Source organism: Mesorhizobium sp. M00.F.Ca.ET.216.01.1.1, from assembly GCF_004010325.2.
Taxonomy (GTDB): Bacteria; Pseudomonadota; Alphaproteobacteria; order Rhizobiales; family Rhizobiaceae; genus Mesorhizobium.
On record NZ_SADR02000002.1, the window covers coordinates 263,916 to 285,797 of the forward strand.

Annotated in this window: 15 protein-coding genes and 1 tRNA gene; 4 read left to right on the forward strand and 12 right to left on the reverse strand. The window is 62.0% G+C overall.

What is annotated here, in order from left to right; translation table 11 throughout:
- Positions 1-51 precede the first annotated feature (51 nt).
- The gene (gene betB, locus EN859_RS04120; protein ID WP_127851652.1) at positions 52-1,515 is read left to right on the forward strand and encodes a betaine-aldehyde dehydrogenase; all 1,464 of its coding nucleotides are present in this window, start codon (positions 52-54) and stop codon (positions 1,513-1,515) included.
- A gap of 92 nt (positions 1,516-1,607) precedes the next feature.
- Here the strand turns inward: betB and EN859_RS04125 are convergent, their stop codons facing one another.
- The 5 genes from EN859_RS04125 to EN859_RS04145 all read right to left on the reverse strand — a co-directional run bounded on the left by EN859_RS04125 (position 1,608) and on the right by EN859_RS04145 (position 8,872).
- The gene (locus EN859_RS04125) at positions 1,608-3,848 is read right to left on the reverse strand and encodes a mannose-1-phosphate guanylyltransferase/mannose-6-phosphate isomerase (protein ID WP_127851653.1); all 2,241 of its coding nucleotides are present in this window, start codon (positions 3,846-3,848) and stop codon (positions 1,608-1,610) included.
- A gap of 11 nt (positions 3,849-3,859) precedes the next feature.
- On the reverse strand, positions 3,860-5,380 hold the full coding sequence (locus EN859_RS04130; protein ID WP_127851654.1) for a phosphomannomutase/phosphoglucomutase: 1,521 nt from the start codon (positions 5,378-5,380) through the stop codon (positions 3,860-3,862).
- Between the two features lie 84 nt (positions 5,381-5,464).
- The gene (locus EN859_RS04135) at positions 5,465-6,286 is read right to left on the reverse strand and encodes a galactosyl transferase (protein ID WP_127851655.1); all 822 of its coding nucleotides are present in this window, start codon (positions 6,284-6,286) and stop codon (positions 5,465-5,467) included.
- A 43-nt stretch (positions 6,287-6,329) separates the two neighbouring features.
- On the reverse strand, positions 6,330-7,334 hold the full coding sequence (locus EN859_RS04140) for a polysaccharide pyruvyl transferase family protein (protein WP_127851656.1): 1,005 nt from the start codon (positions 7,332-7,334) through the stop codon (positions 6,330-6,332).
- Between the two features lie 53 nt (positions 7,335-7,387).
- On the reverse strand, positions 7,388-8,872 hold the full coding sequence (locus tag EN859_RS04145; RefSeq protein WP_127851657.1) for a lipopolysaccharide biosynthesis protein: 1,485 nt from the start codon (positions 8,870-8,872) through the stop codon (positions 7,388-7,390).
- Between the two features lie 403 nt (positions 8,873-9,275).
- On the opposite strand from EN859_RS04145, the gene EN859_RS04150 reads away from it, so the two are divergent.
- Entirely contained in the window at positions 9,276-10,109 is an 834-nt protein-coding gene (locus EN859_RS04150) for a polysaccharide pyruvyl transferase family protein (RefSeq protein WP_189501684.1), read from the forward strand.
- Between the two features lie 185 nt (positions 10,110-10,294).
- Here EN859_RS04150 and EN859_RS04155 read toward each other — a convergent pair whose 3' ends face one another.
- Complete coding sequence (locus EN859_RS04155; RefSeq protein WP_127851659.1) at positions 10,295-11,323, reverse strand: glycosyltransferase; 1,029 nt, start codon at positions 11,321-11,323, stop codon at positions 10,295-10,297.
- Positions 11,324-11,824: 501 nt separating this feature from the next.
- Here EN859_RS04155 and EN859_RS04160 point away from each other — a divergent pair.
- Positions 11,825-11,901, forward strand: a tRNA-Pro gene (locus EN859_RS04160).
- A 215-nt stretch (positions 11,902-12,116) separates the two neighbouring features.
- Here EN859_RS04160 and EN859_RS04165 read toward each other — a convergent pair.
- The 4 genes from EN859_RS04165 to EN859_RS04180 form a co-directional block, all read right to left on the reverse strand.
- Positions 12,117-13,736, reverse strand: coding sequence for an ABC transporter ATP-binding protein (locus EN859_RS04165; RefSeq protein WP_127851660.1), 1,620 nt, complete (start codon positions 13,734-13,736; stop codon positions 12,117-12,119).
- Position 13,737: 1 nt separating this feature from the next.
- Positions 13,738-14,859: an ABC transporter permease subunit gene (locus tag EN859_RS04170; protein WP_127851661.1), complete on the reverse strand. Its 1,122-nt coding sequence runs from the start codon at positions 14,857-14,859 to the stop codon at positions 13,738-13,740.
- A complete protein-coding gene (locus EN859_RS04175; protein WP_127851662.1) occupies positions 14,852-15,775 on the reverse strand; it encodes an ABC transporter permease subunit in 924 nt (307 codons plus the stop codon). Before EN859_RS04175 ends, EN859_RS04170 begins: the two co-directional genes overlap by 8 nt.
- 165 nt (positions 15,776-15,940) lie before the next feature.
- A complete protein-coding gene (locus tag EN859_RS04180) occupies positions 15,941-17,533 on the reverse strand; it encodes a peptide ABC transporter substrate-binding protein (protein WP_127851663.1) in 1,593 nt (530 codons plus the stop codon).
- A gap of 182 nt (positions 17,534-17,715) precedes the next feature.
- Between EN859_RS04180 and EN859_RS04185 the strand changes: the two genes are divergently transcribed.
- Positions 17,716-18,312 carry a TadE/TadG family type IV pilus assembly protein gene (locus EN859_RS04185; protein ID WP_245525466.1) on the forward strand — a complete coding sequence of 199 codons (597 nt, stop codon included), beginning with the start codon at positions 17,716-17,718 and terminating at the stop codon, positions 18,310-18,312.
- Here EN859_RS04185 and EN859_RS04190 read toward each other — a convergent pair.
- On the reverse strand, positions 18,202-19,824 hold the full coding sequence (locus EN859_RS04190; RefSeq protein WP_189501686.1) for an alpha-glucosidase family protein: 1,623 nt from the start codon (positions 19,822-19,824) through the stop codon (positions 18,202-18,204). The two genes, EN859_RS04185 and EN859_RS04190, sit on opposite strands and share 111 nt — an antisense overlap.
- Entirely contained in the window at positions 19,814-21,871 is a 2,058-nt protein-coding gene (gene glgX / locus EN859_RS04195; protein ID WP_127851665.1) for a glycogen debranching protein GlgX, read from the reverse strand. Before glgX ends, EN859_RS04190 begins: the two co-directional genes overlap by 11 nt.
- Positions 21,872-21,882 lie beyond the last annotated feature (11 nt).

The window sequence follows — 21,882 nt, forward strand, 5'->3', positions numbered from 1 at the left end:
CCATGATCCGGCGGATTGCTCCGCCCCAGCGAAGACGATTGGAGAACAGCCATGCGCGCCCAGCCGACGGCATCGCACTATGTCAACGGACGCTACATCGACGACGAGCAGGGTGCTGCGCTGCCGGTCATCTATCCGGCAACCGGGGAGACCATCGCGATGCTGCGCTCAGCGACGCCGAACGTGCTGGAACTTGCAATCGAGGCGGCGCGCGCCGCACAACCCGCCTGGGCGCGGCTGAAGCCGGTCGAGCGCGGTCGCATTCTGCGCCGTGCCGCCGACATTCTTCGCGCGCGCAATGCCGATCTGGCACGCATCGAGACGCTGGATACCGGCAAGGCGATCCAGGAGACGCTAGTCGCGGATGCGCCGTCAGCAGCCGACTGCCTCGAATATTTCGGCGGCGCGGCCGCCGCCTATAATGGCGAGGCCGTCGATCTCGGCGGACCCTTCGCCTACACCAGACGCGAGGCATTGGGCGTCTGCGTCGGCATCGGCGCCTGGAATTATCCGATCCAGATTGCCGGCTGGAAGTCGGCACCGGCGCTCGCCATGGGCAACGCCATGGTGTTCAAGCCGTCGGAGAACACGCCGCTGTCGGCGCTGGCACTGGCCGAAATCTACACCGAGGCAGGCCTGCCCGATGGCCTGTTCAACGTTGTGCAGGGCTATGGCAATGTCGGCGCCGGCCTTGTCGGGCACGATGTCGTCGCCAAGGTCTCGGTGACCGGCTCGGTGCCGACCGGCCGCAAGGTGCTGTCGCTCGCCGGCTCGAAGATGAAGCACGCCACCATGGAGCTCGGCGGCAAATCGCCGCTGATCGTCTTCGACGATGCCGATCTCGAAAACGCCATTGGCGGCGCCATGCTCGGCAATTTCTATTCGACCGGCCAGATCTGCTCCAACGGCACGCGGGTCTTCGTGCAGAAGGGCATCCACGATCGCTTCGTCGAACGGCTGACCGAGCGGACGAAGAAGATCCGCATCGGCGATCCGCTCGATCCCGAAACGCAGATGGGACCGCTCATCTCAAAGGCGCAGCACGAAAAGGTCGTCGGCTACATCGAGGCCGGCAAGCAGGAGGGTGCTGTGCTCGCCTGCGGCGGCAACGTGCCATCGCTGCAGGGTTTCCAGGGCGGCTTCTTCGTCGAGCCGACGGTGTTCACCGGCGTCACCGACACCATGCGCATCGCGCGTGAGGAGATTTTCGGACCTGTCATGAGCGTGCTGAAATTCGACGGCGAGGACGAGGTGATCGAGCGCGCCAACGACACCGAATTCGGCCTTGCGGCAGGCGTGTTCACGCGCGACCTGCCACGCGCCCACCGCGTCATTGCCGAGCTGCAGGCGGGCACCTGTTGGATCAATGCCTACAATCTGACGCCGGTCGAGATCCCCTTCGGTGGCTTCAAGCAGTCCGGTATCGGCCGCGAGAATTCGCTGGCCGCATTGGCGCTCTATTCGCAGCTGAAATCGGTCTATGTCGAGACCGGGGATGTTGCCAGCCCATATTGATTTCTGCGAGCTGCGACTGATGTCCGGCAGGACAGAGGGGGCGCGAAGCAATGAGGTGCACACCTGCATGTCACGCCAGCGCACCTCGATGTTCAGCCTGCCATATCGGCAGTGCCATCCAGATACTGAGTCAGCGCGCAGACCAAATGATAAAAAATGCTGGCCGGCACGTCTGACGCCAGCGAGCGGCCGCGCTCGTCGATGCGGTCGATCCACAGGCCGAGCGGCGCAGGATCGATGTGCCAGCGGAACAGGCGGCCGACGCGTGCCTCGATCTCCGGCTTCAAATCAGGTCCGCCTGAACCATCAAGCGCAATCGCCGCCTTGATCGCTTCTGCTTGCGGCCAGCTGCGCGACACCCGGTCGAGCGGCAGGCCCTGCCGCGAGACGGCGCCGTAGGCAAGGCCGGTGGCGCGGTTGAGGCCATTGGCGATCGCCGAGGCATAGAGCTTCCGGGCAAAGCCGGTCAGCTCGGTCTGGCCGCTGCGTCCGGCAAAATCGACCAGCAGCGAGGCCCATTCGAAATGATGGCCGGGTTCGGTCCATGTGCCCTTCTCGCTGCTCGCCGGTTTCCACTCGGCGTCGAAATATTCGCCAAGCGTCCAGCTTTCCGGGTCGAAGAAATGGCTGCGGAACAGGTCGATGATGCGTGCAGCACGGCGCAGATAGGCGCGCTCGCCGGTCGCCTGATGCCAGGCCAGAAAGGCCTCGAGCAGATGCATATGCGGGTTGGAACGCCGTTCTCCCTCGCCGCTCGAGGTCTCGAGGAAACCGGTCATGCGCTCGTCCTCGAGATGCGCATCGAGAAACGAGAAGGTTTCCTCGCCCAGCCGCAAGGCATCGGGATTGCCTGACATATGCGCGTGCGCCAGCGCCAGCAGCACGCAGGAATGATCGTAGGCATCCTCGGCGGCGTCGGCGACGCTGCCGTCGATATTCAGCGTGCGCACCCAGCCGCCTCTGTCGGTGCGGCCATTCCTGGTCATGAACTCGATGCCGTGGCTGATCAGCCGGTCGGCCGGCCCGTCCCACCCGCGCGCCTTGGCGACAGCGAAGGCATAGACCTGCCTCGCCATCGTGCGCATGCGCTTGGGTTTCATCAGCGGCGTGGCGTCGAAGCCCACCGCCTCGTGGAAACCGCCGTGGCGTTCGTCGACGCCTGATGTCGACCACAGTGGCAGGGTCTCCTGGAACAGCCAGTGATGCACGCGCCGGCGCCAGGAGCCGCTTTCGATGATGCGGTCGGGCGCCGGCGTGAACCTGGTCTCCAGCCGGCCACTCTTTTCGAGTTGCTCGACAATCTTCTTGACGTGCTGACTGTGGCTGACCGGAGCGACGAAGGTGGCATCGGCGGTCGAGACGATGGCGACATCCTTGAGGCCAATGGCCGATAGCAGCCGGCCGTCGCCGCGGATGTAGGAGTTCTCGCAATCGATGGCGACGACATCGCCGACGATGACGTTGCCTTGGCTGTCGGAGGGGCCGACATCGAGCAGCGACTGCCAGGAGCCGAGATCGTTCCAGCGGAAGCCGACCGGCACCATGGCAATGTGCCCGGCGCGCTCCATGATCGCATAGTCGATCGAGGTCGAGGGAATGGCGGCGTAGAGTTCCAGCGGCATATAGAGGCCGGACAGATCGCTGGTCGCGGCCTTGTAGGCGGCTTCCGTGGCTTGCCAGATATCGGGCTGGAATGCGGCGAAGGCATCGCGCATGGCGCTGGCGCGAAACAGGAAGATGCCGGTGTTCCAGTAGAAATTTCCGGCCTCGAGATAGCTTTGCGCAGTGGCGAGATCGGGTTTTTCGACGAAACGCGACACGTCGAAGATACTGTTCTTTCCGCCGGCGACCTCGATATAGCCGTAGCCGGTCTCCGGCTGGCTGGGCTTGATGCCGAACACCACCAGCCGGCCCTCGCGAGCTGCCGCGGTGCCGGCCTCGACGCTCTGCCAGAATTGCCCGGCGGTGGCGATTTCATGGTCGGACGGCACCACCAGCACCAGACTGTCGCCGAATTCGGACAGGGTGCGCAGCGCCGCCAGCGCGACGGCAGCAGCGGTGTTGCGGCCGGTCGGTTCGAACAGAGGACCGCCGCCGGAAAGGTCGAGGCCGGCAAGGTCGGCATGGACGCGGTCTGCATGCCGCTCCGAGGCGATCAGGAAGATCGGCGTTTCGCCATCGGGCCTTGCCGTCAGCCGGCGCAACGTCTTGGCCAGCATCGAACCGTCGCCGGAAAAATCGTGGAACTGCTTGGGATTGTCCTCGCGCGACAGCGGCCAGAGCCGCGAACCGACACCGCCGCTCATGACAAAACTGACGATCCGCTCGATCATGAACTTCCTATTCAAAAAGTCTGGTTGTAGGCGCCGACTTCGGGGCTGCGGCGCAGCACGGCATCGACGCCTTCGAACATCTGCCGGCGGCGCTCGGACGATACCGGGCTCTCCACCACGACGACAAGCTCCGGCTTGTTCGACGACGCCCGCACCAGCCCCCAGGTGCCGTCCTCGGCAACGACGCGGACGCCGTTGACGGTGATCAGCTCGGCGATCTTCTGGCCGGCGAAGACCGCGCCATCCCGCTTCATCGCCTGAAAGTCCGCAACCACCCGCTCGACGACGCCATATTTCAAGTCGTCCGCACAATGCGGCGACATGGTCGGCGTGCCGAAGGTCAGCGGCAACGCGCGATAGAGATCGGCCATGCTGCTGGCCGGATTGCGATCCAGCATCTGGCATATGGCGATCGCCGTCACCAGTCCGTCGTCATAGCCGCGCCCAATCGGCGGATTGAAGAAGAAGTGGCCAGACTTCTCGAAGCCGGCGATGGCGCCAAGCTCGGCTACGCGGCGCTTAAGGTAGGAGTGGCCAGTCTTCCAGTAGTCGGTGACGGCGCCATTCTTCCGCAAGATGCTGTCTGTCTTGAACAGCCCGGTCGACTTGACGTCGACGACGAAGGTCGAGCCCGGATGCAGCCGCGAGATGTCACGCGCCAGCATAACGCCGACCTTGTCGGCGAAGATCTCGTTGCCTTCATTGTCGACCACGCCGCAACGGTCGCCGTCGCCGTCGAAGCCAAGTCCGACATCAGCCCCGGTTTCGAGCACCTTGTCGCGGATCGCATGCAGCATCTGCATGTCTTCCGGGTTGGGATTGTAGCGCGGGAAGGTGTGATCGAGTTCGACATCGAGCGGGATCACCTCGCAGCCGATCCGCGCTAGCGCTTCGGGCGCAAAGGCGCCGGCGGTGCCGTTGCCGCAGGCGACCACCACTTTAAGCCGTCTCGATATGCGCTTTCCCTTGGTCAGGTCGTCCAGATAAGTCTCGCGGAAGCCCGAAACGAAATCATAGGAGCCGCCTCCGACAAGGTCGAAGTCGCCGGCAAGCACGATTGTCTTCAGCGCGCTCATCTCTTCAGGACCGAAGGTCAGGGGACGCGCCGCGCCCATCTTGACGCCGGTCCAGCCATTCTCGTTGTGCGAGGCGGTGACCATGGCGGCCGACTGCGTGTCCAGCGCGAACTGGGCGAAATAGGCCATCGGCGACAGGGCCAGGCCGATATCCCTGACCCTGGCGCCGGCGGCCATCAATCCGGACACCAGAGCCAGCTTGATCGACAGCGAATAGCTGCGGAAATCGTGGCCGGTCACGATGTCGGGTCCGACGCCGAGGCGCCGGATCAGCGTGCCGAGCCCCATGCCGAGCGCTTGGACGCCGATCAGATTGAGCTCCGGCGGCTCCGCCGAGCCCGGATGGCCGAACCACCAGCGCGCATCATACTCGCGAAACCCGGACGCCTTGATCAGCGCCGAGGTTTCGAATTCGAAGGTGTTGGGCCGGGCTTCGCCAACGGGCTTGATCATCATGGGTCAGGAAGCTCCAGGCAAACACAATCGGATTTCGATAATAGGCGGTGACTTACTCTCTCAACAGCGAGCTACTCAGCGGAATCATGTACTTGCGCGACGCGCGCCGCCGAAAAACTCGTGCTTTGCCGTTCCGCCGACCAGCCGGAGCTTGGATGCATTACGCAGCAATCGCCTGGGCCGCTTGAGCGCCCCCCAGTTCAGAAAATATCTGACCAAAAGGCTGGGTGTCTTGCTGTGCGACCCTCCGTGGGCGACGCGGTAAACGGCGCCGCGGAATGGCAGCGCCGCCAGTGGCGTGCCACGCTCAGCAAGTATGTTGGTGATGCGATGATGACTGCCCAGCATCGATTTGATCCAATCGAGCGAGGCATCCTCGAACCGCTCCGGCAATCCATAAAGGTCCGATCGAATGATCAATGACGTTCCGCAGAGATGGTTGAAATCGTCATGCCCTAACAAGAGCTTGCCACCGTGGTCCCATATATAGCCGCGGTCGATCATCCATCCGTTCGCGTCGGGATTTTCCGATACATATTGGACGATCCGGGCACTTACGAAATCGTCGTCGTCGACGATCATGAAGAAGCGGCTGTCGCGCGCGCGCAGCATACCCATCAGCACACGGCGCCCCTTGTCGGCGCGGAAGGCGTCGCGGAAATCCTCAATGCTGGCCTTGCCGAGTTCGTGCATGTCGTTCGGAGGAAAAGTGACGCGCTCGACGCTGAAGCGCTCCGGCAGATCCGGCAGATCGGCACCCTCATTTGCCACGATGATGCCTCGCCAATTGCCATTGGTCTGGTTCGAGATCGAAGCGACGGTTTGGGCAAGGTTCGCTTTGAGAAGGTTCCAATCGCGGGCATTGTCCTGGTGGCGGACTGGGATGATAAAGGTGACGAGGGTCATCAAATTTCAACTCCGCAGACGCCTGTTTGCTTTACCCGCCGCATCATCCGGCGGCTCCTCGACTGGCCTCGTGGCGCGCCCAGGCGATCCCATCGTCGAGCGATGTCGCCTTATAGGACAGGTCGGTTCCGCCCGAGAATGCAGCCATGAATCGCCGTATCTTGCCATAGTTGTTGTCAAGGACGGCATGTGGCCGTCCGAGCAGCAACGAGCAAATGTGAACGTGCAGGCGATCGGTGACGATAGCGCGCCCGCGCGAGATCTGCCGGATGCCACGCCGGAAGCGGTTGTGCGCAGCCGCGTCCAGCTTGCGCAGCCGCATCTCAGCCGGCTTGAGCGCCAGGAGCGCCGACGCCGCACCGAGCGCCTTTGAGACACGAACGCGTCTGGCGGATTCGGTAATCCAGTCTTCCATTGGAACGTCGGGATGGGCCGAGCGATCGGGATCACCCGACTTTTCGAGGTCTGCCCTCAGCATCGCAAGCACAGGAAATTCGGACGCAGCCGGCTGGAGCTCGCCGATGCAGAAGGCCATGTCCGGGCAGAGGCGCACCTGGCAATCGAAGTGCTTCTCTGCGAACTGCTTCGACTCCTCATCGCGGACCAGCAGCACGAAATTCTTATGACGTCCGATGATCCGCGCACTTTCTTTCGCACGCTCCTGCGACTTGTAATGGATCGACTGGGGAAACTGGATGATTTGGCGCTCCGGAAAACGTTCCAGCACACGCTCGCGGAAATCCTGATGCGTAATCCAAAGATCGCCGAAATTGCCGCCGCCATGGACGAAGATCGGCCCCGTCGGCATGACGCGGTCAAGGTCCTCGGGCGAGAAATCATGCATTCGTGAAACATAGGCCGGCCGCTTGCCAAACCGATCCTTCAAATAGGCCATCTCGCCCAACCAGATCGCCGAATCGCCGCAGTTGCGGATGTCCGGAAAATCGAGAATCGCCACCGGCTCTTCGTCGGAAATATAGTCCTTCAGGCAATCATGGATCATGTCCTTCAATTTCGCGATCAGGACCAGATTTAAATCTGAAGTCATTCCTCGTTCTCCATCTGGCCGGCAAGGCGGGCGTATGCGGTGGCGCGCAATTTTCAAGCGGGGCGAACTTTCAACAGGATTTTTCCCAGGATCCTCTGGACCTCTGTTTCGGGGCCGGCTGGTCGCTTCATCAATATCCAGAATAGCAAGGTCGACCCGCAGTACAAAAAGGCACCTAGAGCAACTAGGGTTGCCAGTTGCAGCACGAGCGTGATCCTGTCGCTGGTATGCACAAGATAGCTGGAGGCGAGCGAAACACCTGCCGCCATCACCGCTATGCTTGCGAGCGCACGCGCGTTCGCCGAGAGTTGCTGCAGCACCGTGACGTGGATCAGGCGTCGCACGAGGATCATATTGACAAATGCGCTGAGCAGCCCGGTAAACACGCGGCCGAAAATGACCCCTTGAAGTCCGTACAGCATCAGGCCGGCGAAGATGATTGGAACCCGGATGAACAGCATCTGTGTGTGGCGGATGAACAGCAGCCGGGTCTCACCCTTTGCCATGCCGAGCGGGTCCACCAGCGAACCCAGTGTCTGGAGTGCGTAGACCGAGGCGAGCGACTGGATGATAAAGATGGCGGGCGCCCATTTCTCCCCCAGCGCGAGCCTGACCAGCGGATCGGCTACCACCGCGACCCCGACGCCTGCGGGAAGCGCGACTGCGGTGACCAGTGCCTGTACGCGCTGATAGGCGGCGGCTAGGCGCAAGGGATCGTCGCGGATGCTGGCAAAGCTGGGGTAGATCGTCTGGGTGAGCGGCGAGGTCGTTTCGGCCGTAGGTGTCCTAGCCAGATTGCTGCCGACTGTATAATAGCCGAGCGCCGTTCCGCCGAGCACCTTGCCGATCAGCAAATAATCAAAACGCCAGTTGAGTGTGGTGACGATCTGGCCGGCGGTGAGCCATGCGGAGAACGAAAAGAACTCCCGGATGTGCCGGAAGGTGATCCTGGGCCGGAACGGCAGCACGAGATAGGAGGTGATGACGTTTGTAGCCTGGCTCACCAGCGTCCCGATCACCAAGGCCCAATAGCTGTGAAAGATAACGGCGATTGCCACCGCGGCAACGAAACCTGTGAACTTCTGTGCGACGCTGAGGACGAATTCCTGCCAGAAGATCAGCGCGCGCTGAAGCATGATCAGGCGCGGGTTCCTCAGTCCTCCCATCAGGACGCTGAAGCCTAGCGCAAGCATGACACCGAACAGCCTCGGCTCTTTGTACAGCACCGATGCCGGGTAGGCGCAGGCCGCAAGGAAGAGGCAGAGGAGCAATCCGCGCGTGGCGTTGAGTGTCCAAGCGGCGCTGAAATGCGATTCTTCGGGCGCCTTGTGACGGATGAGTGCCTGAGTGAGCGAGAGCTCGGTGACGGTGCTGACGATCAACAGCATCGTCGTGGCCAGCGCGACGAGGCCAAAGTCGGAGGGCGCCAAGTACCGCGCCAGCACGAAAGTGCTTAACGTCGCCAGCGCGTTCACAATCGCCCGGGACAGGCTTAGCCACATGCTCCCCTTGATGAGTCGACCGGTGATGCTGCTCATATTGTACGCAAATTCCCGCTGTTCGTTGTACGCAAACCCCCACCGCTCGAAGACCCTGAAAGAAGGGCGCCATCGTTATACCCCGAGCGAGGACGGGTAACGACCGCCACCTTCTGCGCTTCGTTGACGCATGGGCCACGAGCTACCACACCACGCTCGCCGAAATCCGATACACAGAGAGAAGCGCAGTCACTGGGTCTTCGCTCAGATCGCGAGCCTCGGGCACGGCGCAATCGGGTTTTTGATTTGCTCAACCGAGCTCCCCTGCGAAATTGCCGCAGGGACTTGCGCGGTTGAGGCTCAATGGAGTTCGTCTGTGCCTGGCGTAGTGATATCCGTTCGGCAAAAATATCATTGGTGACGCGTGTTCAATTCGCGGGAAGATATCGTTATGAAGAAACGGATGAACAAAATCCTCCGCACAGTGCGCGACCTTGCGCGGCGGGACAGGCGTTTGGCACCTGCGTCTCCCGTCCCGTTTCAGGCAAAGACGATCGAACTGTTCTATTGGAAATCGCCTGTCGCGGTGAACTTCGGCGACTATCTGTCCTCTGTAATCGTGAACAAGATCGCCGCCGAAGCGGATTGCTTTCTCGACGAGGAGCGACCGACCCCGGCCAGGCTTCTCGCGGTCGGATCGATCCTGCATTTCGCTCGGGATGGTGACGTCGTTTGGGGCTCTGGGGTGAACGGCAAGGTGCCTGTCGAGAGGCATATTTTCAGGTGGCTTGACGTACGTGCTGTCCGGGGCCCACTGACGCGTGACTTCCTTAATCGGCGAGGTATTGATGTGCCCGAGGTCTTCGGTGACCCCGGGATCCTCGTCGCCGAACTTCTGGGCGCCCGTTTTCCGAAATCCGCCGAGCGCAAAACGCCGGTGGCCTTCGTTCCCAATCTGCACGATCTGCCAAAAATGGACGGATGGGAGAACGTCATCTCGCCGCTCGATCCCTGGGCGACGGTGGTACGGCGCATTTCCCAGGCAAGCCTTGTCATCTCGACTTCGCTGCACGGGTTGGTTGTCGCCGACGCCTTCGGCGTCCCCTGCACCTATCTTCGCCTGTCGGAAGAAGAGAACACGTTGAAATACGAGGACTATGTCCTCGGTGTCGGCCGCCGGCGGTTGGACGTTACACGATCGCGCGAGGAGGCCGTCCGAGCAAGCCCGATGGACCCGGTCAGCCCTGATCTTGCCAGACTGAAGGCGAGCTTTCCGTACGATCTCTGGGACCGCTGAGGCGCTATCGTTCGTGGCGCTGTTGACGCACTCTGCCATGTCGAAAAACAGGCGGGGCCTGCGTTCACAAGGCTTGCGTTCAAAAGGCTTGCGTTCACTGGGCTTGTGTTCAAATGCAGACCCGATGTCGCTTGTAGCGAAACAACGGCGAGAAGCGCGGTTTTGATCAGAACAGATCGGGCAGGTCATAGCGATTTCAGGAATCGCGTCACGTCCGATCCGATCCGCTCCCAGTCGAAGCGCGAGAGATCTGGACGAGGCGCCCTGCAGGTGTCGAGGGCGGCAAGGAAGGTTTCGAGACCGTTAGCTGAGATGTCGCCGTCGAATAGATGTACCCACTCGTTGCCGACCATTTCTTGAAGTTCCGGCAGACTGCCCATCCTAGGCGCAAGAACGGGTTTGTTCCGCGCAAGGGAATGCAAGGCGACGCCGCTGTTCAGAATGTTGCGATATGGCAGCACGACGGCGTCATGCGCATCGATAACGCGCTCCAACTCGTCGTCCGGCACAAAGTCGTGGCGGATATCGAGGCTGATTCGTGCGTCGTCGCCTGCGGCGGCGCGGATCTTGCGTTCCAGTTCCTCTTCCGGGCAGACACCGATTACGGTGAGCGAGAAAGGGTCCGTTGCCACCTTGTGAGCCTCTGTCACGAGCCTCTCGACATTCTTGTAGTCCCTGATCAGGCCAAAGAAGAGAAGCTTGTTTCGCCGTTCGGATGGGATGGAATCCCGAGGCGGACGGATGAACGAATCATAACGGCCATGAACTGTGACGAGCGTAGCGAGAGACTTGGTGAACGGATGAAGGCGGCACATCTCCTGGCGAGAATGTTCGGAGAGTAAGATTGCGCCATCCAGCAGTTTCAGGAACAGGTAGGCGGTCAGTTCCGAGTTCATAGCGCCGCCGTCATGGGGCTGGAGGTTGTGCACCACCCATACGAACTTCGTCCGGTGACGTAGCTTGTCCAAAAGCATGCGCCCGAGAAGCTTGAGTGTCGCCTTGCGGCTATCAGGACGAAAGAATTCGGTTGGCCAGTGGAAGACGATTATGTCGTAGCGGCCCCGGCCAAGATGTTCCCAATCGAACGGGACCCGCTCGAAACTCGCGCCGTCAATATGGCTGGAGAAGAGACCTGAAAAGCTATTGCCTGCCGCTTTGAGCGGTTTCAGCGCGAGTAAAGGCTTCTTGGTCGCGAGTTGGGTCCTGTCGGTCATCCGTGATGTTCAGCAGCCTCGCGTAAGAACGCCAGCGATGCCCAAGCCCCAAGTCGCGACTTTATCAGCATCCTTTTCGAAGGCAAGCGCGCCGCCGGATCTATATGCGTTGAGACGCGATGCGAAAGGGATGATTTCCGGCTGCGTGCGCGATCACTTGGACCAACTCGCAGAGCGCGGAGTTGGGAGAGTTCGACCTGCAGATTTCGGCCGCGCATCTCATCAATCCGAACGCGACGCCCTCTCTCGCCAGGATCTGCATGCAGTTCGTGGCAGACCCTTTCGTGGACGTCGGATCAGGAGCCAATCTAAAACAACTCAAACGAAACTGAAACGCATCAATGTCGCACACGTCTTTTAGACCGCGATGAGGTGATTATCCGATTGGAAATCCGGACACCCTCGGCCATGTCAGGCGAAAGCTGACGAAATGCGACAGAAGCGCTGCCATTGGCGCTTGCAGGAACGAAATACGGCGGCTATAAGCCCGCGGTCTGGTCACGGAGTGTAGCGCAGCCTGGTAGCGCACCTCGTTCGGGACGAGGGGGTCGCAGGTTCAAATCCTGCCACTCCGACCAGAAAAAACAGGGTACGGCCCGGAGACATAGGTCACTGTCACCCACCTGTCGGGTAGTGGCACCGCGGCTCCTCTCGCGTGCTGCCGCGCTGCGGCGCCACGGTGTCATAGAGGCCGTGTTGGCAATCCTGGCCCTTCTCTCAACCCCGTCCGCCTTTTCATCCAAGTGAGGCGCAACCTGTCCCAGCCTACCGATAGAAAGCCGCACCGGTGGCGCTACGCGCTCAGGCGAAACCGCGTGACATCGATTGCTGCGTTCATCAGCGTCTGCGTGTAGGCGGCCTGCGGATTGCTGAAGATCGCCTCGGCCGGCCCCTCCTCGACGATCTTGCCCTGCTTCATGACGATGATGTAGTCGGCCATGGCGCGCACGACGGCGAGATCATGGCTGATGAACAGATATGACAGTTCGTGGTCGGCCTGCAGCTTGCGCAGCAGCTCGACGATCTGCTTCTGCACCGAGCGGTCGAGCGCCGAGGTTGGCTCATCAAGCACCACCACCTTGGGCTTCAGGATCATGGCGCGGGCGATGGCGATGCGCTGGCGCTGGCCGCCGGAGAATTCGTGCGGGTAACGGTTGCGCGTGTTGGGATCGAGCCCGACCTCGCGCAAGGCTTCGACGGCGCGCTGGTCGCGTTGCTTGCCCGACAGCGCCGGCTCATGCACCAGAAGCCCTTCGGTGATGACCTGGCCAACGGTCATGCGCGGCGACAGCGAGCCGAACGGATCCTGGAAAACCAGCTGCAATTCGCGGCGCAGCGGCCGCATCGCATGGCGATCGGCGGTCGAGATATCGCGATCGCCGAGGCGGATGACGCCGTCGCTCGGCAATAGCCGCAGCAAGGCGCGGCCGAGCGTCGACTTTCCCGAGCCGGATTCGCCGACGATGCCGATGGTCTGGTTGCGTTTCAGCCGGATCGAAATGCGATCGACCGCGCGCAGCATCAGCGGCTCGCCGCCCAGGATTCCGCCGCCGATCTTGAAGGTCACTTCGACATTCCTGCCTTCGAGCAGCACGGGAGCATTTGGCGGCGGCGGCGCCTTGGTGCCGGTCGGCTCGGCGGCCAAGAGCATCCTGGTATAGGCATGCTGCGGGTTGACGAAGATGGCTTCCGCCTCGCCCTCCTCGACCACCTCGCCATAGCGCATGACGTAGACGCGGTCGGCAAAACGCCGGACGATGCCGAGATCGTGGGTGATGAAGACGATCGCCATGCCGAGCTTACGCTGCAGTTCGGCCAGCAGCATGAGAATCTGCGCCTGGATGGTGACGTCGAGCGCCGTCGTCGGCTCATCGGCGATCAGGATGTCGGGATCATTGGCCAGAGCCATGGCGATCATGACACGCTGGCGCTGGCCGCCAGACATCTCGTGCGGATAGGATTTCATCCGCCGCTCGGGATCGGGAATATGGACCAGCCGCAACAGCTTGAGCGCCTCTTCGCGCGCTTGCGCCGCGCCAAGACCCCGATGCCGGCGGATCGGCTCTATCAGCTGGTTGCCGATCGAATAAAGCGGATCGAGCGAGGTCATAGGCTCCTGGAAGATCATGCTGATCTTGCGGCCGCGAACCTGGTTGAGCTCGGACTTGCTCAACGCCAGAAGGTTGCGGCCGCGATAGTCGACGGTGCCGGTGGCCTCGCCGTTCGAGGCCAGCAGGCTCATCGCCGCCATCATCGTCTGGCTCTTGCCGGAGCCGGATTCGCCGACCACGGCAACGGTCTCGCCTGCATTGACATGGATGTTGATGCCCTTGACGGCCTCGACCGCGCCGTCAAGCGTGCGGAAACGGACGCGAAGGTCCTTGACGCTGAGGATCGTTTCGGAAGCGGCCATCTCAACGGTCCTTGGGGTCGAGCGCATCGCGCAGGCCATCGCCGACGAAGTTCAGCGCGAACAGCGTCGAGACGAGGAAGAAGGCCGGGAACAGGAGCAACCAGTTGGCGGTGCCAATGTTGTGGGCGCCGGTCGAGATCAGCACGCCCCAGCTGGTCATCGGCTCCTGGACGCCGAGGCCGAGGAACGACAGAAAGCTTTCCAGGATGATCACCTGCGGCACCAGCAGCGTCATGTAGATCACCACCGGGCCGAGCAGGTTGGGGATGACGTGGCGGATCAGGATGCCGCGCTGGCCGACGCCCATCGCCTCCGCCGCCTGGACATATTCCTGCCGGCGGATCGACAGCGCCTGGCCGCGCACGATGCGCGCCATGTCGAGCCAGAGCACGGCGCCGACCGCCAGGAACATCAGCACGAAGTTCCGGCCAAAGAACACCACCAGCATGATGACGAAGAAGATGAACGGCAGCGAATAAAGCACGTCGACGATGCGCATCATCACCTCGTCGACCTTGCCGCCGGCAAAGCCGGCAGCCGCACCATAGAGCACGCCGATGACACCGGCCACGACGCCGGCGAGAAGGCCGATGGCCAGCGAGATGCGCCCGGCCATCAGCGTGCGCGACAAGAGATCGCGGCCGGTATTGTCGGTGCCAAACAGGAAATACTGCTGCTTGATCGAAGCGCTCAGCACCGCTTCGAGGCCATCAGGCGATTTGCTCTCTATCTTGGTGTTGTCGAAAGCGTCGGACCGGTCGAGGTAGCGGACGTTGCGGTCGTCGAACGGCTTGGACGACCTGACGGTAACGAAGATGCGGTCGCCCTCCTGCCGCCACTCCTTGATGTCGACGCGCATGCGCTTGATCGCCTCGTCTAGCGCGGACTCGATCATGTCGGCCTTCGGATAGGCCGAGAAGCTCGGCGGCGTGCGCACATAGTCGGCGTAGATGGCGGTGTATTGATGCGGCACCAAAGCGGGCCCAAACACGCTGACGAGCGCGATCAGCACAAGATAGTAGAGGCTGAACATGGCGGCGCGATTGGCCTTGAGGCGCGCCCAGGCATCGCCCCACAGGGAGCGGCCAACGACGACTGGAGCGGTGGCTGCAATATCAGTCATAGCGCACCCTGGGGTCGACGAAGGCATACATGACGTCGACAATCAGGTTGAAGACGATGGTGAACAGCGCGATGACCACCACGGTGCCCATCACCAGCGTATAGTCGCGGTTTAGCGCTGCATCGACGAAATAGCGGCCGACGCCGGGAACGGCGAAGATCGTCTCGACGATGATCGAACCGGTGAGCAGCGCCGCAGCTGCCGGGCCGGTGAAGGAGACGATCGGCAGGATGGCGCCGCGCAGCGCATGCTTGACGATGACCGACCAGTCCGACAGACCGAGCGCGCGGGCGGTGCGGATGTGATGCGAGCGTAGCGATTCGATCATCGAGCCGCGCATCAGGCGGGCGACGATGGCGATCTGCGGCAACGCGAGTGTCAGCACCGGACCGACCTTGTTGAGCAGGGCACCATCGCCCCAGCCGCCGATCGGCAGCAGCCGCCATGTCAACCCGAACAAAAGCTGGATCACCGGCGCGATGACGAAGGTCGGGATGGTGCTGCCGGCGGCCGCAAGCGCAATCACCGAATAGTCGGCGAGCTTGTTTTGATTGAGCGCCGCAATGGTGCCAAGGAGGCCGCCGAGCAACAGCGCCAGGATCAGCGCCGAGGCGCCGATCTGGATTGAAATCGGCAGGCCCTTGGCGAACAATTCGGTGACGGTGAAATCCGGCAAGTTGTAGCTCGGGCCAAAATTGCCGCGCAGCAGATTGCCGAGATAGTGGACATATTGCAGCCAGAGCGGGTCGTTGAGGCCGAACTGCGCTTCAAGATTGGCCTTGACCTCGGGGCTCAGCCCTCGCTCCTGATTGAACGGGCCGCCCGGCGCGACGCGTATGAGGAAGAACGCCGTGGTCACGATGACGAACAGCGTCGGGATGGCGGTCAAAAGCCGCCGGAATACATAACGCAGCATCGGTGCCCCGCTAACCTAGAGCGACGTGCGTCCACTTGGGCGCACAAAGTACGCTCTAGCACTTCAAATCTTCGCATCGTGCGTTCCGAAAATCGATTCCGATTTTCGGACCGATGCGATGGCTAACCGCCGCCCCGAAATGGAGCGGCGGTTCGGCCAAGGAAATCAGTCCTTGGAGATGAAGCGGGACGGATGCACGTCCATGACGTTGTCCACGAAGCCGTGAAGCTTCGGAGAAACGATGTCGTGGTAGCTATAGTAGAGAAGCGGGATATTGCCGAGCTCGTCGACGAGGATGCGCTCGGCCTCAGCCAGTTCCTTCATGCGCTCTTCGGGCTTGCCGCCGGCGGCGGCCGCCTTATCCATGGCCTCCTCGTATTTCGGGCTGTTGTAGTCCGAATAGTTGTTGCCGCTGGCCTTGCGCGAGATGCCGAGGAAGGTTTCCGGATCCTTGTAGTCCGCAATCCAGGCGGCACGCGCCACGTCATAGTCGCCCTTCTGCTCGAGGAAGGAGTAATGCGTCTTGGTATCGGTGTTGAGCAGCGTGACGTCGACGCCGAGCGGCTTCAACTGTTCCTGGATGGCGACCGCAGTGTTCTTGTGGTTTTCCGAGGTGTTGTAGCGGATTTCCATCTTCAACGGATGCTCGGGCGTGTAGCCGAGCTTCTCGAGGATCTTCTTGGCTGCGTCCTCGCGGTCGATCTGCGACATGTCCGCGTATTTAGCCATTGCCGGCGTGTAGCCCTCGATGCCCGGAGGCACCATCGAATAGCCGGGCAGCATCGAGTTCTGCCAGACCTTGTCGGCAATGAAATCACGGTCGATGGCCATGGAGATAGCAGTGCGCAGTTCCGGGTTGTCCCACGGCGCCTTGTCGGTCTTGATCGCATAGTAGTAGGTGCCGAGGTACGGCCCGACATGAATCTGATCGCCAAACTTGGTCTTGAGGTCGGCGAGCTGCTCAGTCGGGAGATCGTCGTAGCTGTCGAGTTCGCCAGCCTCGAAGCGCTTCATCGCCGACGAACGATCTTCGGTCGGGATGTAGTTGACGGTGTCGATCTTGACGCTCGCAGCGTCCCAGAATTTCGAATTCTTGACCAGTTTCATGTGGTCGTTAGGAACCCACTCGGCCAGTGTATAGGCGCCGTTGGAGACCAGGTTGCCCGGCTTGATCCAATCGGCGCCGAGCTTTTCGATCGAGGCCTTGTTGACCGGATAAGTCGCCTGGTGGGTCAGCATTTCGAGGAAATAGGGCGTCGGCGCCTTGAGCGTCACTTCCAAAGTATTTGCGTCGATTGCCTTGACGCCCATCTCCTCGGGCTTCGCCTTCTTGGTGTTCACCTCCTCGGCGTTCTTCACAGGATAGAGCATCGAAGCATATTCGGCGCCGGTGGCCGGATCCTCCAGCCGATGGAAAGCGTAGACGAAGTCATCTGCCGCAACCGGGCTGCCGTCCGACCAAAGGCCGTCCTTGCGCAGCTTGAAGGTGTAGACGGTGCCGTCGTCCGATACTGTCCAGCTTTCGGCGGCGCCCGGAATGACATTCGCCTTCTCGTCCTGCATGACCAGCCCCTGGAACAGATCACGCAGAACATTGGCTTCGTAGACTGTCGAGGTCTTGTGCGGGTCGAGCGACTCCGATTCGGCGGCGGTGCCGCGGTTGTAGACGATCTCGGCGAAGGCCGGCGTATAGAAGGTGCCGGCGGCCAAGGCCATGGTTGTGGCGAATACCGTCGCCTTCAGCATATTTTTCAACATGGAGTTCTCCCTTGTCGACGCGGCCTCTCAGCTACGTCTTTTGAGTGTTGACGCCCCGAAACCGATATCTGGTTCCTTTGAGCGCGCCGCCGGGTTCCCTTGTCCGGCCGCTGGTGGCAGGAGACTAGACAGACGGGAATCTTATTTCAACTGAGTCCTGCTCGACTCCTGCTTGACGCAAAGTGAGCAGCCCCGCGCTAAAACAGGAATATCTAAAGCTGGAAGCACTTTTCAACTTGGTGCAGCTTGAGGTTGCTCGGTCTGTTTTCTGTTTTTGCAGTGCGGGCTTGCCATGCTCCGCATCATGCTGCAGAACCCAGATCCTCGCGCTTTATGGTACCGCTTCCGGGGCAAATGCCTCGGGAACGTCGGCGATCGAATTTGCCATACTGGCGCCGCTTTTCATCCTGCTCTTGCTCGGCATGGTTGCATACGGCATCTATTTCGGGGCAAGTCATTCGGTCCAGCAAATCGCAGCGGACGCCGCGCGAACAGCCATCGCCGGCTTGAACGCGGCCGAGCGAAAGACCCTCGTCACCTATTTCATCGATCACGACGCCGCCGGTTATCCTTTTGTAGATGCCCATAAGCTGAGGGTCGATGCCAAGGACAGCACCGTCGACGGCAGCCGTTCAATAAACTGGGGCCGAGCCTGGTCGGCCGAGGCATCAGCCAACTCGTCCGAGAAAGCAGCCCAGCGCCGGCAGCAACAGCATTTTTTCCTGCAGGCCGGCGCCGCCAAGCTCGATCGCTTCCACAGCACCCAGGTCCGGCGGTAGCGGCCAGTTGGCCGGCTCGTCGGCGAAGTTGAAGACGCAGAGCAGCTTGTCGCCGCCGCCTTCGCGGACGAAGGCAAGGACTTCGCCCTCGGCATCGAGAAAGCGGATCGAACCCTTGACCAGCGCCGGATGCTTTTTGCGCAACGCAAGCATCGCCCGGTAGCGGGCGAGAATCGACATTTCCTCGCCGTTCTGAACGTCGACTGCGCGGGCGCCATGGCTATCCGGCACCGGCAGCCACGGCTTGGCCGCGGAAAACCCGGCATTGGCGGCGCCTGCCTCCCAGACCATCGGCGTACGACAGCCATCCCTGCCCTTGATGCCTGGCCAGAAGCGGATGCCGAACGGGTCGCGCAGATCCTCGAAGGCGAGTTCCGCCTCCTCCAGACCGAGTTCCTCGCCCTGATAGAGACAGATCGATCCGCGCAGGCAGCACAGCAGCGCTATCGAGAATTTCGCCAGTCTCTGCGGATCGCCGCCTGGCCTCGTCCAGCGGCTCACATGGCGCACGACATCATGGTTGGAAAATGCCCAGCAGACCCAGCCGTCGGAAACAGCGGACTCGAAGGCCTCTATGCTGCCTCGTACATGCGCCGCTGAAAACTGCGGGCCGAGCAGGTCGAATGTGTAGCACATGTGGAGCTTGTCGCCGCCGGAGGTGTAGGCGGCGAGCGTCTGCAGCGAACGGTCTTCGTCACCGATCTCGCCTACCATGGCACGACCGTCATATTCGTCGAGCAGCGCCCGGAAGCGCCTGAGGAAAGCAAGGTTTTCCGGCCGCGTCTTGTCGAACAGATGCTCCTGGTAGAGATAGGGATTGGTTGCGATGTTGGTGCCGGCGACGCTTGCCGCCAGAGGCGGGTTGTCGCGGAGCCAGCGGTCATGGACATAGTAATTGACCGTGTCCAGCCGGAAGCCGTCGACGCCGCGCTCCAGCCAGAACCGCACCGTTTCCAGCAAGGCATCCTGAACGTCGGGATTGTGGAAATTCAGGTCCGGCTGCGAGGCAAGGAAATTGTGCATGTAGTACTGCCTGCGCGTGGCATCCCACTCCCAGGCAGGGCCGCCGAAAATCGACAGCCAGTTGTTGGGCGCGTTGCCGTCGGGCTTGGCATCGGCCCAAACATACCAATCGGCCTTGGGATTATCGCGGCTCGACCGGCTTTCGACGAACCATTCATGCTTGTCCGACGAATGCGACAGGACCTGGTCGATGATGATTTTCAGGCCGAGCCGGTGCGCCTCGGCAACCAGCGCGTCGAAATCCTCTGACGTACCGAACATCGGATCGACAGCGCAATAATCGGACACGTCGTAGCCCATGTCGGCCATCGGCGACTTGAAGAAGGGAGACAGCCAGACGGCGTCGACGCCAAGCGATGCGACATGGGCCAGCCTTGACGTGATGCCGCTGAGATCGCCGCTGCCATCCCCCGTCGTGTCCTGGAAGGAGCGCGGATAGATCTGGTAGGTGACGCAGCCGCGCCACCACTCGGCATTGTCACTTGCCACCACGGTTCTCCTTCGTCTGAGCCGGCCCGGCCCTGCGTTCGATCATGAAAAACACCGTTCGCCCCGGCACCGGCCGTGAGATTCCTGCTGCGCCGTCCAGTGCTTCGATGGCTGGCTCCCACCAAAACCCCTCGCGCTCCGGCAGCGTGAACATACACGCTCGACGATCGCCGTTGATGACGACGGCAAGGCGGCAACCCCCGTCGCCGGCGCCGCCGAGCATCATGACCAGGCGGTGCCGCCCCGGGTCATGCCAGGCCGCCTCGTCAAGCGGCACGCCGGTTTCCGTGAACCAAGCAATATCAGCTATTTCCGAACCGCCTGGCGGCTGGCCGGTCAGGAAACGCGTATCGGCAAGCGCCGGCACTGAGCGACGCACCGCGGCGAGCATGCACGCGTAGCGTTCCAGTGCCCGATCGCGCCCGACCCAGTCGAGCCAGGTGATCTCGTTGTCTTGCGCATAGGCATTGTTGTTGCCCTTCTGGGTGCGGCCAAATTCGTCGCCGGCCGTCAGCATGATCGTGCCGCGCGAGGCAAAGAGCGTCGCCAGCAGCGCGCGCCGGTCGTCGAAGCGAGCCTTGGCGATAGCGCCGTCACCGGTCTCACCCTCGACGCCGTTGTTCCACGACAGGTTTTCGTCGTGACCGTCGCGGTTCTGCTCACCATTGGCCTCGTTGTGCTTGCGCTCGTAGGCAACGATATCGGCCAGCGTCATGCCGTCATGTGCGGCGATGAAATTGACGCTGCGGCTGGTCCGCTGACGCGAACTGCCGAAGACATCGGACGAGCCGGCCAGCCGCGTCGCCAGCGCGCCGACCATGCCGCTGTCGCCGCGCCAGAAGCGGCGGATGTCGTCGCGATAGCGGTCGTTCCATTCGAGGAATGGCGGCGGAAAATTGCCGAGCTGATAGCCGCCCGGGCCGATGTCCCAGGGCTCGGCGATCAGCACCCGGTCGCCAAGGACGGAATCATGTCGAATAGCCCTCAGCAGCGGCGCAGCGGTGTCGAACGCGCCCTCGACCCGGCCGAGAACCGGCGCCAGGTCGAAGCGGAAACCGTCGACGCCGGCATGGCGGACAAAATGACGAAGCGTGTCGAGGACCATTTCCTGGACGACCGGATGATCGCAGTCGATCGTGTTGCCGGTGCCGGTGTCGTTGGCCAGCCTGCCGTCTGGCTCGTGCCGGAAGTGGGCGCGGCTATCGAGGCCGCGCAGCGACAGCGTTGGCCCAAACTTGTCGCTTTCGCCGGTGTGGTTGAAAACAAGATCGAGGATGGTGCCGATGCCGGCATTGCGCAGTGCTGCGACCGTATCGCGCAGTTCAGCCAGGCCGCCGGGTGCCAGGCGCGGGTCGAGCGCCATGAAGGTGACGGGATTGTAGCCCCAGGCATTGCGCAGCCCGAGCGGCGGCAGATGCCGCTCGTCGATCGATGCCGTCACCGGCATCAGCTCGACCGCTCCGACGCCGAGTTTTTGCAGATGCTCGACGACAGCCGGATGGGCAAGGGCTGCGATCGTGCCGCGCTGGTTCTCGGGAATGTCCGGATGCAGCATGGTGAAGGCGCGCACCGGCACTTCGTACACCAGGCCGCCGGGCCGGAAGAGCAGCGGCAAGACAGGCAGCGGCTTCGGCAAGGCACTGGCAATGGCCTTCGGCATCAGCGGCGCGGTGTCGGTCCCCTCGCCCCGGCGCTGGCCAAGCCTGCCGTCATAGGCATAGGGCCTGTCGATCTCGACGGCGTAGGGGTCGACCAGCAACTTGTCGGGATCGAACCAGAGCCCGCGCTCTGGTGCATAGTCGCCGTCGGCGCGAAACCCATACCGGGTGCCGGCGGCGAGGCCGGCAACGAAAAGCCCGTGCACACCCTCGCCTTCCGGCTGGAGTTCAAGCCGGTCGATCTCACGGCCTCCCCGCTCGTCGAACAGCGAGACCCAGAGCCCTTTGGCCGCTGACGACCACGCGGCAAAGCGGATGCCGCCTTGCCCGACATGTCCGCCAAATCGCGGCCGCCAGTCAGCCGCTATTTTATCTTCCTGTTTGACCATGATCTTTTCCG

Bases quoted from the DNA above. Each gene is read 5' to 3' on its own strand.
- glgX (WP_127851665.1), bottom strand. From the start codon at position 21,871: ATGGTCAAACAGGAAGATAAAATAGCGGCTGACTGGCGGCCGCGATTT.
- EN859_RS04130 (WP_127851654.1), bottom strand. From the start codon at position 5,380: ATGATGATCAAGCCCGTTGGCGAAGCCCGGCCCAACACCTTCGAATTC.
- EN859_RS04135 (WP_127851655.1), bottom strand. From the start codon at position 6,286: ATGACCCTCGTCACCTTTATCATCCCAGTCCGCCACCAGGACAATGCC.
- betB (WP_127851652.1), top strand. From the start codon at position 52: ATGCGCGCCCAGCCGACGGCATCGCACTATGTCAACGGACGCTACATC.
- EN859_RS04140 (WP_127851656.1), bottom strand. From the start codon at position 7,334: ATGACTTCAGATTTAAATCTGGTCCTGATCGCGAAATTGAAGGACATG.
- EN859_RS04145 (WP_127851657.1), bottom strand. From the start codon at position 8,872: ATGAGCAGCATCACCGGTCGACTCATCAAGGGGAGCATGTGGCTAAGC.
- EN859_RS04125 (WP_127851653.1), bottom strand. From the start codon at position 3,848: ATGATCGAGCGGATCGTCAGTTTTGTCATGAGCGGCGGTGTCGGTTCG.
- EN859_RS04180 (WP_127851663.1), bottom strand. From the start codon at position 17,533: ATGTTGAAAAATATGCTGAAGGCGACGGTATTCGCCACAACCATGGCC.
- EN859_RS04175 (WP_127851662.1), bottom strand. From the start codon at position 15,775: ATGCTGCGTTATGTATTCCGGCGGCTTTTGACCGCCATCCCGACGCTG.
- EN859_RS04170 (WP_127851661.1), bottom strand. From the start codon at position 14,859: ATGACTGATATTGCAGCCACCGCTCCAGTCGTCGTTGGCCGCTCCCTG.
- EN859_RS04165 (WP_127851660.1), bottom strand. From the start codon at position 13,736: ATGGCCGCTTCCGAAACGATCCTCAGCGTCAAGGACCTTCGCGTCCGT.
- EN859_RS04155 (WP_127851659.1), bottom strand. From the start codon at position 11,323: ATGACCGACAGGACCCAACTCGCGACCAAGAAGCCTTTACTCGCGCTG.
- EN859_RS04150 (WP_189501684.1), top strand. From the start codon at position 9,276: ATGAACAAAATCCTCCGCACAGTGCGCGACCTTGCGCGGCGGGACAGG.